At 63.9% G+C, this 14,285-nt stretch carries 10 protein-coding genes; 6 read left to right on the top strand and 4 right to left on the bottom strand.

Translation table 11 applies throughout. The annotated features are described in order from the left end of the window. Nucleotides 1-133 precede the first annotated feature (133 nt). Complete coding sequence (locus tag AC5RV2_RS01515; protein ID WP_494090855.1) at nt 134-1,648, bottom strand: helix-turn-helix domain-containing protein; 1,515 nt, start codon at nt 1,646-1,648, stop codon at nt 134-136. A gap of 128 nt (nt 1,649-1,776) precedes the next feature. On the opposite strand from AC5RV2_RS01515, the gene aceA reads away from it, so the two are divergent. Together aceA and aceB are read left to right on the top strand one after the other, a co-directional pair. After that, complete coding sequence (gene aceA / locus AC5RV2_RS01520; protein ID WP_494090856.1) at nt 1,777-3,093, top strand: isocitrate lyase; 1,317 nt, start codon at nt 1,777-1,779, stop codon at nt 3,091-3,093. A gap of 97 nt (nt 3,094-3,190) precedes the next feature. Then, a complete protein-coding gene (gene aceB / locus AC5RV2_RS01525) occupies nt 3,191-4,834 on the top strand; it encodes a malate synthase A (protein ID WP_494090857.1) in 1,644 nt (547 codons plus the stop codon). Nucleotides 4,835-5,110: 276 nt separating this feature from the next. On the opposite strand, the gene AC5RV2_RS01530 is transcribed toward aceB, so the two are convergent. Further along, nucleotides 5,111-5,452, bottom strand: coding sequence for a YciI family protein (locus tag AC5RV2_RS01530; protein ID WP_494090858.1), 342 nt, complete (start codon nt 5,450-5,452; stop codon nt 5,111-5,113). A gap of 265 nt (nt 5,453-5,717) precedes the next feature. On the opposite strand from AC5RV2_RS01530, the gene AC5RV2_RS01535 reads away from it, so the two are divergent. Beyond that, the gene (locus AC5RV2_RS01535; protein ID WP_494090859.1) at nt 5,718-8,249 is read left to right on the top strand and encodes a DUF4268 domain-containing protein; all 2,532 of its coding nucleotides are present in this window, start codon (nt 5,718-5,720) and stop codon (nt 8,247-8,249) included. A 201-nt stretch (nt 8,250-8,450) separates the two neighbouring features. Here AC5RV2_RS01535 and AC5RV2_RS01540 read toward each other — a convergent pair whose 3' ends face one another. Continuing rightward, nucleotides 8,451-9,404 carry a GlxA family transcriptional regulator gene (locus tag AC5RV2_RS01540; RefSeq protein ID WP_494090860.1) on the bottom strand — a complete coding sequence of 318 codons (954 nt, stop codon included), beginning with the start codon at nt 9,402-9,404 and terminating at the stop codon, nt 8,451-8,453. Nucleotides 9,405-9,510: 106 nt separating this feature from the next. Between AC5RV2_RS01540 and AC5RV2_RS01545 the strand changes: the two genes are divergently transcribed. The 3 genes from AC5RV2_RS01545 to AC5RV2_RS01555 all read left to right on the top strand — a co-directional run bounded on the left by AC5RV2_RS01545 (nt 9,511) and on the right by AC5RV2_RS01555 (nt 12,678). Continuing rightward, nucleotides 9,511-10,167 carry an isochorismatase family protein gene (locus AC5RV2_RS01545; RefSeq protein WP_494090861.1) on the top strand — a complete coding sequence of 219 codons (657 nt, stop codon included), beginning with the start codon at nt 9,511-9,513 and terminating at the stop codon, nt 10,165-10,167. A 177-nt stretch (nt 10,168-10,344) separates the two neighbouring features. Beyond that, nucleotides 10,345-11,412 carry an LLM class flavin-dependent oxidoreductase gene (locus AC5RV2_RS01550; RefSeq protein WP_494090862.1) on the top strand — a complete coding sequence of 356 codons (1,068 nt, stop codon included), beginning with the start codon at nt 10,345-10,347 and terminating at the stop codon, nt 11,410-11,412. A gap of 240 nt (nt 11,413-11,652) precedes the next feature. Continuing rightward, nucleotides 11,653-12,678, top strand: coding sequence for a helix-turn-helix transcriptional regulator (locus AC5RV2_RS01555; RefSeq protein WP_494090863.1), 1,026 nt, complete (start codon nt 11,653-11,655; stop codon nt 12,676-12,678). A 64-nt stretch (nt 12,679-12,742) separates the two neighbouring features. Here the strand turns inward: AC5RV2_RS01555 and AC5RV2_RS01560 are convergent, their stop codons facing one another. After that, a complete protein-coding gene (locus AC5RV2_RS01560) occupies nt 12,743-14,266 on the bottom strand; it encodes an amidase (RefSeq protein WP_494090864.1) in 1,524 nt (507 codons plus the stop codon). Nucleotides 14,267-14,285: the final 19 nt, after the last annotated feature.

Genomic DNA, 14,285 nt, shown 5'->3' on the forward strand with positions numbered 1-14,285 from the left:
GGCCTCGGCTGACGGCCCGGAGAACGAAGATGGGCGAGACGACACCGCTTAACCAGAGGAGCCATCAGTCCGGGCTGGGCATCGTCCCTTTGGCCCGGTCTTTTTTACTGGGCCGAGGCGCACAGGGAGTCCACTACGGTCCTGCATGCGCTTGGAGGAACGAATAAACCTCGGTCTCATCGACGCCCGGGAATGCCCCGGGCGGCAAAGCCGCGAGCAGGTGTGAGTTGGCGCGGGCGCTGGGCCAGGCGTTGCCGGCCCATTGGGCGGCGAGGTCGGCGGGCGGGCGGCGGCAGCAGGATTCGTCGGGGCAGTTGGAGACGGAGCGTTCGGCGGTATCGCGGCCGCGGAACCACTTCACCTCCTTGTAGGGAATGCCGATGCTTAGCGAGTACTCCCCCGATGAGTGCCGCTCCGTGATGGCGGTGCACCAGAAGGTGCCGGCCTTGGTGTCCGTGTATTGGTTGAAGGCGCGGAATTTGTCCGGCACGTCGAAAACGGCCCGCGAGGTCCAGTTGCGGCAAACCGGTTGGCCCTCGATGGCGCCCGTGTGGTCGGCGGGGAAATTTACGCCGTCGTTTTCGTAGGCCTTGTGGATGATGCCGGAGACGTGCACTTTCTGGAAGTGGCACGTGATGCCCAGGTGATGCGTGGCCAGGTTCGTAAACCGGTGGGCTGCGGTCTCGTAGGAGACGCTAAAGGCGTCGCGCAGGTCCTCGATGGCCAGTTCCTTGGCGGCCTTGGCCCTCTGCAGGAAGTCCACGGTCGCATGCTCGGGCATTAACAACGCGGCTGCGAAGTAGTTAGTGTAGACGCGCTGGCGCAGGAAGTCCGCGTAGTCCTTGGGTGCCTGGTGCCCGAGCACGTAGTGCCCGACGGCCTGGAGCAGCACAGACCGCGGATCGTGTTCGGACCGGTGGCCCTGGGTCAGGTAAATTCTGTTGTTCTTCAGATCCGTCACGGACCGGGTGGAATGCGGCAGGTCGCTGACGTACTGCAGGCTGAAGCCGAGGTGTTCGGCGATGTCCGCGGCCACATGGTGCGAAAGCGGCCCGCCCTTGAAACCGACCGCCTTCAACAGCTCCTGGGCCTGGGCTTCAAGGTCCTCATAGTGGTTATTCCGGGCACGCATTTCCGCCCGCAGCTCGGTATTTGCCCGGCGGGCCTCTTCGGGGGTGGCGGCCTGCTCGTCCAGCCGGCGCTCCAGCTCATGCTGCAGCCCGACCAGGGACTCCAGCACGTCCAGGGGAAGCCGCGAGCTGACGCGGACTTTCGGCAGCCCGAGCGACTCGTACAGCGGGCCGCGCTGGTAGCGCTCCAACTCGATCTCCAGCGCGGCCCGGCGGCTGGGCGGCTCGGCCCCGAGCAGCTGGTCGATGCCCACGCCCAGGGATTTTCCTAGGGCCTGCAGCATGCCGAGTTTGGGCTCGCGCTTGCCGTTCTCGATCAGCGAGAGCTGTGACGGTGCGGCGCCGACGGCGGCACCGAGATCGTCCAGGGTCATGCCCTGGGCCTTGCGCAGGTGCCGCACCCGCCGGCCCAGGCTGATGACGTCGATTTCGGGCTCCACGGAGGCACCGCCGTCGTGCTTGGAGGGACGATTCCAGCTGGTGGTTGTCATTTCTTGAGGATACGAGAAGAAGTGCAAATCTTTCCAGCATTTTCCATGGATTACTTATTGCAGAGTGCGGAATAGTCGGTTTCACGAAGGATTTGGCCCGGACCGGTCACCGAGGATCGGAACCTGCCGGACCCGACACCGAACAGGAGACAGCAATGACTGCATCATTTGAGCCGGCCCCGATGAACGCTGAGGAAGCGGCCAAGGCACTGGAGCTCGAGTGGGCCGCCGATTCCCGCTGGGAGGGCATCACTCGCGACTACACCGCAGCGGATGTCGTCCGCCTCCGCGGCCGGGTCCAGGAAGAGCACACGCTGGCCAAGCGCGGCGCGCAAAAGCTGTGGAAGCAGCTCACCGAGGAAGCCGCCGAGGGCCGCTACACCAACGCCCTCGGCGCGCTGACCGGCAACCAGGCGGTGCAGCAGGTCAAGGCCGGGCTGCGCGCCATCTACCTCTCCGGCTGGCAGGTGGCCGCCGACGCCAACCTCTCCGGCCACACCTACCCGGACCAGTCGCTGTACCCGGCGAACTCGGTGCCGCAGGTGGTCCGCCGGATCAACAACGCGCTCATGCGCGCCGACCAGATCGAGTTCTCCGAGGGCATCCAGACCGTCGAGGACTGGCTGGTGCCGATCGTGGCCGACGCCGAGGCCGGCTTCGGCGGGCCGCTGAACGCCTACGAGCTGATGAAGTCCATGATCGCCGCCGGCGCCTCCGGCGTGCACTGGGAGGACCAGCTGGCCTCGGAGAAGAAGTGCGGCCACCTGGGCGGCAAGGTGCTGATCCCCACCGGCCAGCACATCCGCACCCTGAACGCGGCCCGCCTGGCCGCCGACGTCGCCGGCACCCCTTCGGTGATCATCGCCCGGACCGACGCCGAGGCCGCCACGCTGCTCACCTCCGACGTGGACGAGCGCGACGCCGAGTTCATCACCGGCGAGCGCACCCCCGAGGGCTTCTACAAGGTCCGCAACGGGATCGAGCCGTGCATCGCCCGGGCCAAGGCCTACGCCCCGTACTCGGACCTGATCTGGATGGAGACCGGCACCCCGGACCTGGAGCTGGCCCGGCAGTTCGCCGAGGCGGTCAAGGCCGAGTTCCCGGACCAGATGCTCTCCTACAACTGCTCGCCGTCCTTCAACTGGAAGAAGCACCTGGACGACGCGACCATCGCCAAGTTCCAGCGTGAGCTCGGGGCGATGGGCTTCACCTTCCAGTTCATCACGCTGGCCGGCTTCCACGCCCTGAACTACTCCATGTTCGACCTGGCCCACGGCTACGCCCGCAACGGCATGAGCGCCTACGTGGACCTGCAGGAGCGCGAATTCGGCGCCGAAGACCGCGGCTACACCGCAACCAAGCACCAGCGCGAAGTGGGCACCGGCTACTTCGACACCATCTCCACTGCCCTCAACCCCAACGGCAGCACCCTGGCACTGGTCGGCTCCACCGAAGAGGGCCAGTTCCACTAAATCTTTTGCCGCGTCGAGGAATCAGCAGGCGCCCTTTTCAGGGCTGGGAAGGGCGCCAGCTGAACAGTCGATGCACTTCTTGAGGAGTGAATGAGCGATGAACGATCCGATTACCTTGAACGGGATTACGTTGACGGCCCCGCCGGTGCGCCGGCAGGAGGAAGTGCTGACGCCGCAGGCGCTGGAGTTCGTGGCCCGGCTGCACCATGCCACCGCGGAACGGCGGCGGGAGCTGCTGGTCCAGCGGGAGAACCGGCGGCGCTCGATCGGCCGCGGGCACGACCCGAAGTTCCTGCCCGGCACCCGGCACATCCGCCAGGATTCCTCGTGGAAGGTCGCTCCCCCGGCGCCCGGGCTGGAGGACCGCCGGGTGGAGATCACCGGGCCGGTGGAGAAGAAGATGACCATCAACGCGCTGAACTCCGGCGCGAAGGTGTGGCTGGCAGACATGGAGGACTCCTCCACGCCCAGCTGGTCCAACGTGGTCAACGGGCAGCTGAACCTGACCGACGTGCTGGAGCGGCGGATCGACTTTGTCTCCGACACCGGCAAGGAATACAAGCTCACCGGCCAGACGCTGACCGACCTGCCCACCATCGTGGTCCGGCCGCGCGGCTGGCACCTGCCGGAGAAGCACATGCTGATCGGCGGCGAACCGGTGGCCGGCGGCATCGTGGACTTCGGGCTGTACTTCTTCCACAACGCCCAGCGGCTGATCGCCCAGGGCCGCGGACCGTACTTCTACCTGCCGAAGATCGAGTCGCACCTTGAAGCCCGGCTGTGGAACGACGTGTTCATCCTGGCGCAGGACCTGCTGGGCATCCCGCAGGGCACCATCCGGGCCACCGTGCTGATCGAGACCATCACGGCCGCGTTCGAGATGGAGGAGATCCTGTACGAGCTGCGCGACCACGCCTCCGGGCTGAACGCCGGCCGCTGGGACTACATCTTCTCGGTGATCAAGAACTTCCGGGCCCGCGGGCCGCGGTTCGTGCTGCCGGACCGGACGCAGGTGACCATGACGGCGCCGTTCATGCGCTCCTACACCGAGCAACTGATCCGCGCCTGCCACCGCCGCGGCGCCATGGCCATCGGCGGGATGGCCGCGTTCATCCCCAGCCGCCGCGACCCGGAGGCCAACGCCATCGCCATGGAGAAGGTGCACGCGGACAAGACCCGCGAGGCCTCCGACGGGTTCGACGGGTCCTGGGTGGCGCACCCGGACCTGGTGCCGGTCTGCCGCGAGGTGTTCGACGGGGTGCTGGGTGACCGGCCGAACCAGCTGGACCGCCAGCGCGAGGACGTCATCCCCGACGACGGTGCCCTGCTGAACGTCGCCGGTACCGAGGGCTCCATCACCGAGACCGGCATCCGTACCAACCTCGAGGTCGGCATCCAGTACATCGAGTCCTGGCTGCGCGGCAACGGCGCGGTGGCCATTCACAACCTGATGGAGGACGCCGCGACGGCGGAGATCTCCCGCTCGCAGATCTGGCAGTGGATCCACGCCCACGCTTTGACCGACGACGGCGAGATCATCACCCGCGAATGGGTGCGGGAACTGCTGGAGGAAGAGTTCGCCGCCCTGCCGCGGTTCGACGGCGACCGGTTCGACGACGCCCGCGAGATCTTCGAAGAGTGTGCCCTCGGCGAAGAGTTCCCGGCCTTCCTGACGATCCCCGCGTACCAGAACTACCTGCTGGAGAAGCCGTCGTCGGTCAGGGAGCCCGCCGCCGCCTGATCCGTCCGGCGGCGGGCCGGGGTCAATAGCCAGCCCCCGGCCCGCCGTCGAAATCAAACTTCCCGCAGGGCCGCCAGGTCCACGCATCTTTCGCCACAAGCAGCCCGATGGTCGGGCGGGCCGGCGGCCCTGCGGAAGCACAGCAAGACGACACGCCGGGTGCGGCTCTGTCTTCGGAGCCGTACCTGGCGTTTCTGCTTGCATGGTGCGGGAGGAGTTTAAGCCTTTCCGAGCGGTGTGACCGCGGGCCGAGCGGAGAGGCCACCCGTCCGAGACCTAGCTGGCCGGGTCGTAGTGGAAAGCCCGCACCTCCTGGGCACAACGGCAAGCGGCCGCAATCTTCGCGGCCCACTCCAATGCTGCGTCATACGAGGGCAGCTCCAGCACCGCGTAGCCGCCTTCAAGCTGCGCCGTCTGCGGGTAGGTACCCTCACTCACGGCCCCTTCGCCGTCGACCATGACGGGAGGGACGCTCTCATCGATGCCGCCGCCGAAGACCCAGACGCCGGCGTCCTTCGCCTCCTGAACCACCGCATGCGATGCATCCGAAACGGCCGGCAGCTCCTCCTTCGGGACGACCATGGCGGCACTCGGAAGCGAGATCAGATACTTTGTCATCGCGTCGACTCCTTCTTCGCAGCACGGGATGACCTGCATCCTTGCTGAGGTCATCGCCCTGCGCAAGGATTTGAGCCATCCCGCATACGGATGCAAATCCCATGGATCCGCCTGCGAGACGGCAGTCGCTTCCGCAGTGCGGCTTTGATCAATGGCAGTACGAACGCGGCGGGATGGCTGCCCGGCCCCGCGAGCCTTTGGGGTACACCACGGCCTCCCCCCTGTAGTCTCGGTCTCATTACTAGCAAGACCTCAGGAGGCGTGCGTGGTTCGGGCGGAGAATGGGACACTGGCCGGTGTTCTGGAGGGCAAGAAGCAGTACCAAGTTCCGCTGTACCAACGCGTGTACTCGTGGGGTAAGAAGCAACTCGAACAGCTGTGGACGGACATCGTCGAGTTGGAGCGCACTCTTGGCGACGACCAGAAGGCCTCCCACTTTATCGGATCCCTCGTGCTGGCGAGCAGCCCTGACTTCGGCGCAATCGGCGTCAACAAGTTTCTCGTCGTCGACGGCCAGCAGCGTCTGACCACGCTAACTCTCCTCTTGGCTGCACTCCGCGACCATCTGATGGAAACCGGGAATAACGATCGGGCGAACGGCATTGACGCGCAGTATCTAATCAACGTCTTCGACAGCGGCAAACCTCTTAAGGTCATGCCGACGCAGGCTGATCGGGCAGCCTACCTGGCGGTGCTCAACCGTGCGCCTCAGGCTGGCGGAGAGGATGCTGTTGGTAATGCGTACCGGTTCTTCCGCTCGAAAATTGCGGCCGCCGACGATCCGGACGATCCGCACGACCTGGAGTTACTTGAAGCCGCCATCGTACGCGGGCTTGCGCTCGTCGTCGTTACGGCCGAGCCATCCGACAACGCCCATCGCATTTTCGAGTCGCTGAATAACACTGGCCTTCGGCTGACGCAGAGTGACCTGCTCAAGAACTATTTGTTCATGCGGCTGGGTGACCGTGCGGAAAGCGTCTACGAAAACGTCTGGCTACCGCTGGAGAGGAGGCTAGGTTCTGAGAACCTTGAGCTGTTGTTTTGGCTTGACCTCGCTCAGCGCGACGAACGGGCTAAGCAGTCAGATACCTACGTCGGACAGCAACATCGGCTGGAGAAGCTCACTGCAATCGACGCAGTAGAGGCTGAAGTGATCCGTATCGCGGAGCTTGGTGCCGTACTAGCGACCATTCTCAAGCCTGCGCAAGAGAAGCACGCCGAGATACGCCGTCGCCTCACGAGAATCAGGGCGTGGGGCTCGACGACGGCATATCCGGTGGTAATGCAAATCCTCGCCCGCCGCGCTGCCGGCACCTCGACTGATGATGAAGTTGTGCGCGCGCTGACGTATCTGGAGTCATACTTCGTGCGGCGCATCGTGATCGGGCGGGCTACCGCAAATTTGAACAGAACACTGCTCCAAGCTGTTGGGGCGATCAGCGATGCGGACCATGTTGATGTCGCGCTGCGTGAATATTTGTCCCGCGGCCGTAAGCACTTCGCGACCGACCAACAAGTTCGCGAGGCAGCTCGGACTATCGCCTTTTACTGGCAGGGCCGCGGCACGCAGAAAAAGCTCATCCTGCAGTGGCTGGAAGAGGCTTACCGCCCGAAGGAGATCGTTGCCCTTGATCCAAGGCATTTGACGATCGAACATGTGCTGCCTCAGACAATGTCTGACTCCGTGCGGGAGACGTTCGCTGCAGATTTGAGCGCAGATGCGGACATTGACTACGAACATGAACGAGTCGTGCATACACTTGGCAACCTCACCCTGAGCGGGTACAACAGCGAGCTCAGCAACAAGCCATTCCACGTGAAGCGCGAAATGCTGGCGAAGAGCGGCGTGTCCCTCAACCAAGCAATCGCTGCGAACGCAACATGGGGCGTCGACGAGATCAACGCTCGTAGCGCTCAACTAGCAGAGAAGATTATCGAGCTATGGCCAGGCCCGGACGAGGGCATCATCGCTGTGGACGATGAGCCATCAGCCTTTCGCAGCCAAATTGCTGCGATCGTCGCTGAGATCCCACCGGGTCGCTGGACTTCGTACGGAGATGTCGCGATCGTTGCCGGCACCTGGCCTCAGCCGCTGGCGGCGATCATCGCGAACTTCCCGATGGCTAACGCTTGGCGAGTCTTGCAGAGCGGCGGGACAATCTCTCCTGGTTTCCGTTGGACGGAGCCTGGGCGGGTCGATGACCCACGGGCGGTGCTTGAGGAGGAGGGGCTTCTCTTCGATGCAGAAGGGCGCGCGGATCCAGGGCAGTTCATGGGCGCAGAGGAACTCGCGGAAGCCGCCGGCCTCGACGTCGATGAGGACGCGATCACCGCACGCCGGAAGAAGGTCAAACCTCTTGCCAAACCTGGTAGCAGGATGCCCGTCAAGAACGCCCAGCTTGAGTTCTTCCAAAAGGTACGAGACTACGCCCTTGTGAACGCAACCACCATCGATCTCGGGCGCAAGCCCTCCGCGAAAAACTGGTACGACATCAGCATCGGAGATCCCCGCGGGCAGCTCACGTTTCTGGTCAATTCCAACATGAAAACTGTGACCACGCATTTCTGGATCAACCACGACAAAGGCCTCTACGCCAAGTTATTGGCTCAACGCGAGGCCATCGAGGCCGACCTCGGTTTCGCCTTAGAGTGGGACGACAGGCCGGGCCGCAAGGCATCTAAGCTCGTCATCAGCCGTCCCGGCGACTACCGGGACGAGACGCAATCGCAAGAACTCGTCGAGTGGCTTGTGACTACGGGAGACACGTTTGCTCGGGTCTTGTCGAAGTATCTGTAAAGGCTCCGAGACAGTTTATAGATGAATCAGGTGCGTATGAACGGTGCGGAACCCCGACGCGGGTAGCAAAGTTGAAATTCACTTGGCAAGCCCCTTTTACCCTGTCTGGTAGGGAATCCTCCCTCAGCACGTGGTCTATTCCAGCAAGACATCTAACTGGAACCGAAGCACGCACTTACTAAAGCCCTGACCGGCGGTTCGTCACGACATTTCGTCAGTAAAGCGCTGTCGGTAGGACGTGGGAGTGGTGGCGTAGGCGCTGACGAAGTTTTGCCGGAAGCCGACGGCACTGCCGAATCCGCAGGTGCGGGCAATGCGGGCGATCGGCCAAGTGGTGGTCTCCAGCAGGCGGCGGGCTTCGTCGAGCCGCCGCGAGAGAATCCAGCGGGCCGGCGTGGTGCCGGTAGCTTCGGAGAATCTTCGGGTGAAGTTGCGCCTGCTCATGCCTGCATGAGTGGCTAGGTCATCCACTGTCAGGGGTTGGCCGAGGTGGTTGAGCGCCCAGTCCAGGGTGGCCCCTATGTGGCCGACGCCCCCGGGGTCGGGAACCGGCCGGTCAACGTACTGCGCCTGGTCGCCCTCGCGGTGGGGCGCAACGACGAGGTGGCGCGCGACCTTGGCGGCCGCGGACGAACCGAGATGCTTGCGGACGATGTACAGACAGGCATCGATTGCCGACGCGGTACCTGCTGAAGTCAGCACGTCCCCGTGGTCAAGGTAGAGAGCAGAGTCCCTGACCGTCACGGCCGGCCGCCGGAGGGCAAGATGGGGTGCAGAGGACCAGTGGGTAACGGCCGTGCGGCCGTCCAGCACTCCGCTATCGGCAACGGGAAAAGCGCCAAGACAGAGACCAGCCACAGGCGTCCCGCCCGCGTGGGCGGTTCTGATCAGATCGGTGAGGAATTCATCCGCCGGGGGCAGCTCAGCGGGCCAGGCCGGGAACACCAAGAGGTCGGCGCCGGCTACAGCCTCGGGACCGGCCACGTCTTGCAGCGACAGCCCTTCAGCAGTCCGGACGCCGCGGCCGTCTCGGGTCCATACCGTCGTCTCCCACCCCTCTGCCAGATTTAAGCGGGAGACTTCGCCGAAGACCATCAGCAAGGATGCGAGGTGGAACATCGTGATGCCTTCGAAGGCGTGTACGGCGATTCTCATGTTGGCCCGAATTCATCCATAGTCGTCTTTTGTGCCACTCACTCTATCGCAATCCCCGCTGACAAACTCGTAGTTGCCAGCCGTTCGCCTGACAGAGGAGAGACACATGACCGCACCCCGCCGAGCGTTGATCGTCGTGGATGTACAGCAGGAGTATTTCGACGGGATCCTGCAGATCCAGCACCCACCGCGTGAGGAGTCGCTCGCCAACATTCTGCGCACTCTCGACGCCGCCCAACAGCAGGACATTCCCGTCGTGGTGGTCCAGCACGAACTTCCGGAAGGCGCACCCGTCTTCGCGGTCGGTTCTTCCAGCTGGTCCCTGCACCCCGAGATCGAGAAGCGCGCCACCCCGTCCTGGAAGCGGGTGGCCAAGGACAAAGCCAGCGTCTTCGCCGGCACCGACGTTGCGCAGTGGTTGGCCGACCAGCAGGTCGACACCATCACGATCGTCGGCTACATGACGAACAACTGCGACATCGGGACTGCCGCCGCGGCAGAGGGGCTTGGTCTCGCCGTCGAAATCCTCTCCGACGCCTCCGGCGCCATCCACCTCGCCAACGAAGCGGGCAAGGTATCCGCCGAACAATTGCATGACACGTTGCTCGTTTTGCTGCACTCCAACTTCGCCGCAGTGGCAAACACCGAGGCCTGGATCAGCGCGGTCCAGGCCGGCGAGGCGCTGCCGAAGAGCGATCTTGGCTTATCAGCAATCCAGGGACGGGCGGCGTTTGAAGGCGCTGCAGCTGCAGCCACCGCCTAAACCGTCGCTGCCACGGCGTTGAGGGCCAATCGGCGCAGCAACGTCCTGAAACAAGAGCTGTCCGGCCCGCAGGGCCGGACAGCTCCTCACTGCCGGGCCGCTTCCGGTGACCCTGCAGAGCGGCACATAGACAACCCGCCGGACAGCCGCTTGTTCCGGTAATTATCAAGGAGCTTCATGATTCCCCCGCGCCCTTCGGGCACCGCCCCGTTTGCACTTTCAATTCTCAACAACGCCCAGACCAGCGTCGGACAGACTGCCCAGGAAGCGTTCGGCGACATCATCGAACTGGCTCAGCTGGCGGAGCGGCGGGGGTATCACCGGTTCTGGATGTCTGAACATCACGCCATGCCCGGTGCTGCGGCTTCCTCGCCGCAGATCATGCTCGCCCGGCTAACCGCTGCAACGGACCGTATCCGGCTCGGCGCCGGCGGGGTGATGTTGCCGAACCACGCTCCGCTGGTCATCGCGGAACAGTTTGGCATGCTGGACGCTCTCGCGCCCGGGCGAATCGACCTCGGGCTGGGCCGCGCACCCGGCACCGACCTGCCGACAGCTGCAGCGCTCCGCCGTCATCATGACGCCAACGATGCGTTCCCCCAGCAAGTGCTGGAGCTGCTCGGGTTCCTCAACGACAACTTCCCGGACGGTCATATGTACGGGAATGTCCACGCGGTGCCCGGGCCGTGGCAGGCGGACCAGAACCGCGTCCCGCGCCCCGAGACGACACCGGAGGCTTGGATTCTCGGCTCATCCCCTTACTCGGCACGCCTCGCCGGGCAGCTCGGCCGGCCCTACGCATTCGCGTTGCAGTTCGGGGATGCTGACGCGGTCACCGCTATGAAGCTGTACCGGGAGAGTTTCCAGCCATCCGATGTGCTGGACGAGCCTTATACCCTCCTGAGCGTGGGCGTGGTTGCAGACGACGATCCCCGGGAAGCCAGACGCCAGGCTGCTGTAGCCGCAATGGCCATGCTGCGGATGTTCCAGCGAAAGACTTACAGCCTGCTTCCGCCTGAGGAGGTCGAGGCCTACTCCGCCACGCTCCAGGAGCAGCAAATCCTCGACACCTACACCCGGCGCTTCCTCAACGGCACCGCACCCGAAGTGGCCGCAGCCCTGGAACGCCTCCATCACCAGACCGGGGTCGACGAAGTGATGCTCGTGCTGACGGGACACTCAGGGCAGGCCCAAGCGCGCACCGTTCAGTTGATAGCCGACCACTACTCGCTCCCCGAGCAGTAGCCCCGGTGCTGTGCGGCGCGGTGCCTCTTGTTGAAGGCATGGGCTCCAGTTCTCTCCCCAGCCTCGGTCAGCAGCCGGGACATCATGCGTTCAGTCGCACCGTGCCTGTTAACGATGAACGTCAAGAGAGTTGGTGTAAGCAAAAATAAGGAGGACCATGCAGAACATGAAGATGGCCGACCCCCAACATCATGCACCCGATCCACGCGACCACTCTGCGCGGGCTGCAAGGCCAGTTCGATGAACCGGCTGAGGACGCCCGTTGAACGGCCAGCCCTAGAAGTCTCCGCGGAAATCCGTGCGACCGCCGAACTAGGGGACATCATTTCCTCCGTGCTGGTCGGCGGGGCAGGCGTCGATCAGGTACTTCGCGGTCTTCAGCACGTCGTTCCCTTCGACGCAGCCATGATCTCGGCTTATGATCCGGTTCGGCGGACCCACCGATGTCTGGCCCGCGCAGGCTACGACGACCGAGTGGCTTCCTTTGCCAATACGGACTACCTATCCTGTCCCAGCTATCGGATGTCCATTGATTCCGCCGTACCGATGCGGTGGAGGGATTTCCCTTTCGATTTTCACGGTCTAACGACCTATGTGGACGTACTCCACCCGGCGGGTTTTGCCGAGGGAGCGACTATGGTGCTTCGCCGAAGCGGAACCGTTGCCCAAGTCGGAATGCTGGTTATGAGCCAGCGCGATCTCGTCGGCATCGACGATGAGCGGCGAGGCATCCTCGGGGCCGTGGCACCGATGCTGGCCAGGATTGTTGATGACCGGGGCCGATTGCGCTTGCTGCGGGCCAAGTGGGATCCTTCAGCACCTGTAGCCGTAGTTACCGCTGATGGGGACATTCGCGCATTGGACGTAGCAGCGGCGCGACTCTGCGAGGAAACGCCTGGGCTTGTCCAAGCGGCACTGAACATGTTCGGCACTGACGCCGCGGCTCGGTCCGGTTACGTCTGGCACGATAAGAGCTGGTGGCGTGTTGTGATGACCCGTAGCGATGATGTCTCCCTCCCCCGACCTGACGTGGTGGTCGTAGCGGCGGAGCCAAGTGGCCTGCCAGCCGGCCTGACACGTCGTGAACTTCAGGTACTCACGCTGATGGCAGACGGGCTTGCCAACGCGGAGATAGCATCGCAGCTGGTGGTCAGCGTTCGTACCGTGACGACGCATGTCGAACACATTTTGAGAAAATTGGGCTGTCCGAGCCGCGCGGCTTGCGCGGCTCGGACCGAGTCGGACGGATTGCGATTATTTAACTGAGAGCCGACCCGTGAAGGCGGCTGGTCAGGGCAATTCAATGTGGCATTGAAGCTCAGAGCGGTAATCAGACGCCGGTGGCGAGACGCTCGTACGCAAGTGCGATCTCAACCAGCCTGGCTTCGCTCCAGGGCGCTCCAACGAATTGCAGGCCGACCGGAAGCCCGGTCTTTTCGCCCATGCCACCGGGAACCGAGATGGCCGGAAGTCCCGCGACCGAGATGCAAAAGGCGTACCGAACGAAGGTCGCAAAAGTATCCACGCTCCGGCCATTGTGCTGCATCTCAACATCTTCGGCGATGGGAACCGCTGTCGCCGGCGTCGTGGCCGTCAGAAGCACATCGACGCCCGCGAGAGCTTCGGCGAAACCTCGCCGGATCGCCGGCACCGTACGGGACATCGCCTCCGCGTAAGCGAACGCCGGAACGGGCTCCGCGTCCAGCCCAACCTGGCTGCCCAGCGCAGAGCGCACATCTGCGCCGAAAGACTGCAGGTTGCCAGCGATCCCGCCCTCAACGCCCGCCTCTCGCAGCGCCTCCTCGGTGAGCACGACATCCTCGGGGATCACGGTCAGGAACCCCGTATGGCTCGCATGCTCCACGTTCTTGACCGTTACCGGCACGAGGATCGCTCCGGCGCTCTCGAGCAGCTTGTAATTCTCAGCCAGCACCCGGTCTACTTCAGGAGTATTGTCCTCGGCGAAATATCTGTCCGGGATGCCGATCCGCACGCCCTTGAGGTTTGCACCGGCTTCCGCAATCGCCGCAGGCAGCCGTGCACCGGAAGGGTCGTCCACTGCGAACGGATCGAGCGGATCCGGACCCGAGGCGACCACCCTGAGAATGGCCGCTGCATCCGAAACCGTGCGGGTGATCGGTCCAAGCACATCGTAACTCCACGACAGGCCCAGCATCCGACCGCGGCTTGCTCGGCCCAGAGTCGGCTTGAGTCCGACTACGCCGCACAAGGCGGCAGGGATGCGGACCGAACCGCCGGTATCGGTACCGATTGCGGCGGAGCACAGCCGAGCAGCGACGGCGGCGCCCGAGCCTCCACTTGACCCGCCGGGGATCCGCAGCGGGTCATAGGGATTACGGACCGGCCCGAAGTGGGGGTTGTTGCTGGTGATCCCGAAGCCGCACTCATGAAGATTTGTTTTGCCCAACACCAAGGCGCCGGCCTCTTTGAGGAGCCGCACCGCGGTGGCATCCTCGGTCGGTACAAAATTCTTAAGCGCAGCCGTGCCACCAGTGGTACGCGTTCCCGCTGTGAACAATGCGTCCTTGATACCTAGGGGAATACCGTGCAACGGACCAGTAATCTCGCCCGAAGCCTGCAGGTCGTCCATCCTCCCGGCCTCGGCCAGCACCTCGTCCCCGCGGGTGAGCAGGAAGGAGTTGAGCGTCTCGGGCTTGTCGAGCGCCTGTATCCGATCTAGATACATTTGTGTCAGCTCACGGCTGCTCAACTCGCCGTCACGAATGGCTCGAGCCTGCTCAGTCAGTGGGGCAGAAACCTCGGCTGCGTGAGGCCCTGCCGCTGCAATCGGTGACGGCGGGACAACGGATCGGACTTCTGATGTCTTGGTCATGGTTGTTCCCTCCCTGTCG

This window comes from Arthrobacter sp. Y3225116 (assembly GCF_059091245.1).

Bases quoted from the DNA above. Each gene is read 5' to 3' on its own strand.
- aceA (WP_494090856.1), top strand. From the start codon at position 1,777: ATGACTGCATCATTTGAGCCGGCCCCGATGAACGCTGAGGAAGCGGCC.
- aceB (WP_494090857.1), top strand. From the start codon at position 3,191: ATGAACGATCCGATTACCTTGAACGGGATTACGTTGACGGCCCCGCCG.
- AC5RV2_RS01550 (WP_494090862.1), top strand. From the start codon at position 10,345: ATGATTCCCCCGCGCCCTTCGGGCACCGCCCCGTTTGCACTTTCAATT.
- AC5RV2_RS01560 (WP_494090864.1), bottom strand. From the start codon at position 14,266: ATGACCAAGACATCAGAAGTCCGATCCGTTGTCCCGCCGTCACCGATT.
- AC5RV2_RS01530 (WP_494090858.1), bottom strand. From the start codon at position 5,452: ATGACAAAGTATCTGATCTCGCTTCCGAGTGCCGCCATGGTCGTCCCG.
- AC5RV2_RS01540 (WP_494090860.1), bottom strand. From the start codon at position 9,404: ATGAGAATCGCCGTACACGCCTTCGAAGGCATCACGATGTTCCACCTC.
- AC5RV2_RS01555 (WP_494090863.1), top strand. From the start codon at position 11,653: ATGAACCGGCTGAGGACGCCCGTTGAACGGCCAGCCCTAGAAGTCTCC.
- AC5RV2_RS01545 (WP_494090861.1), top strand. From the start codon at position 9,511: ATGACCGCACCCCGCCGAGCGTTGATCGTCGTGGATGTACAGCAGGAG.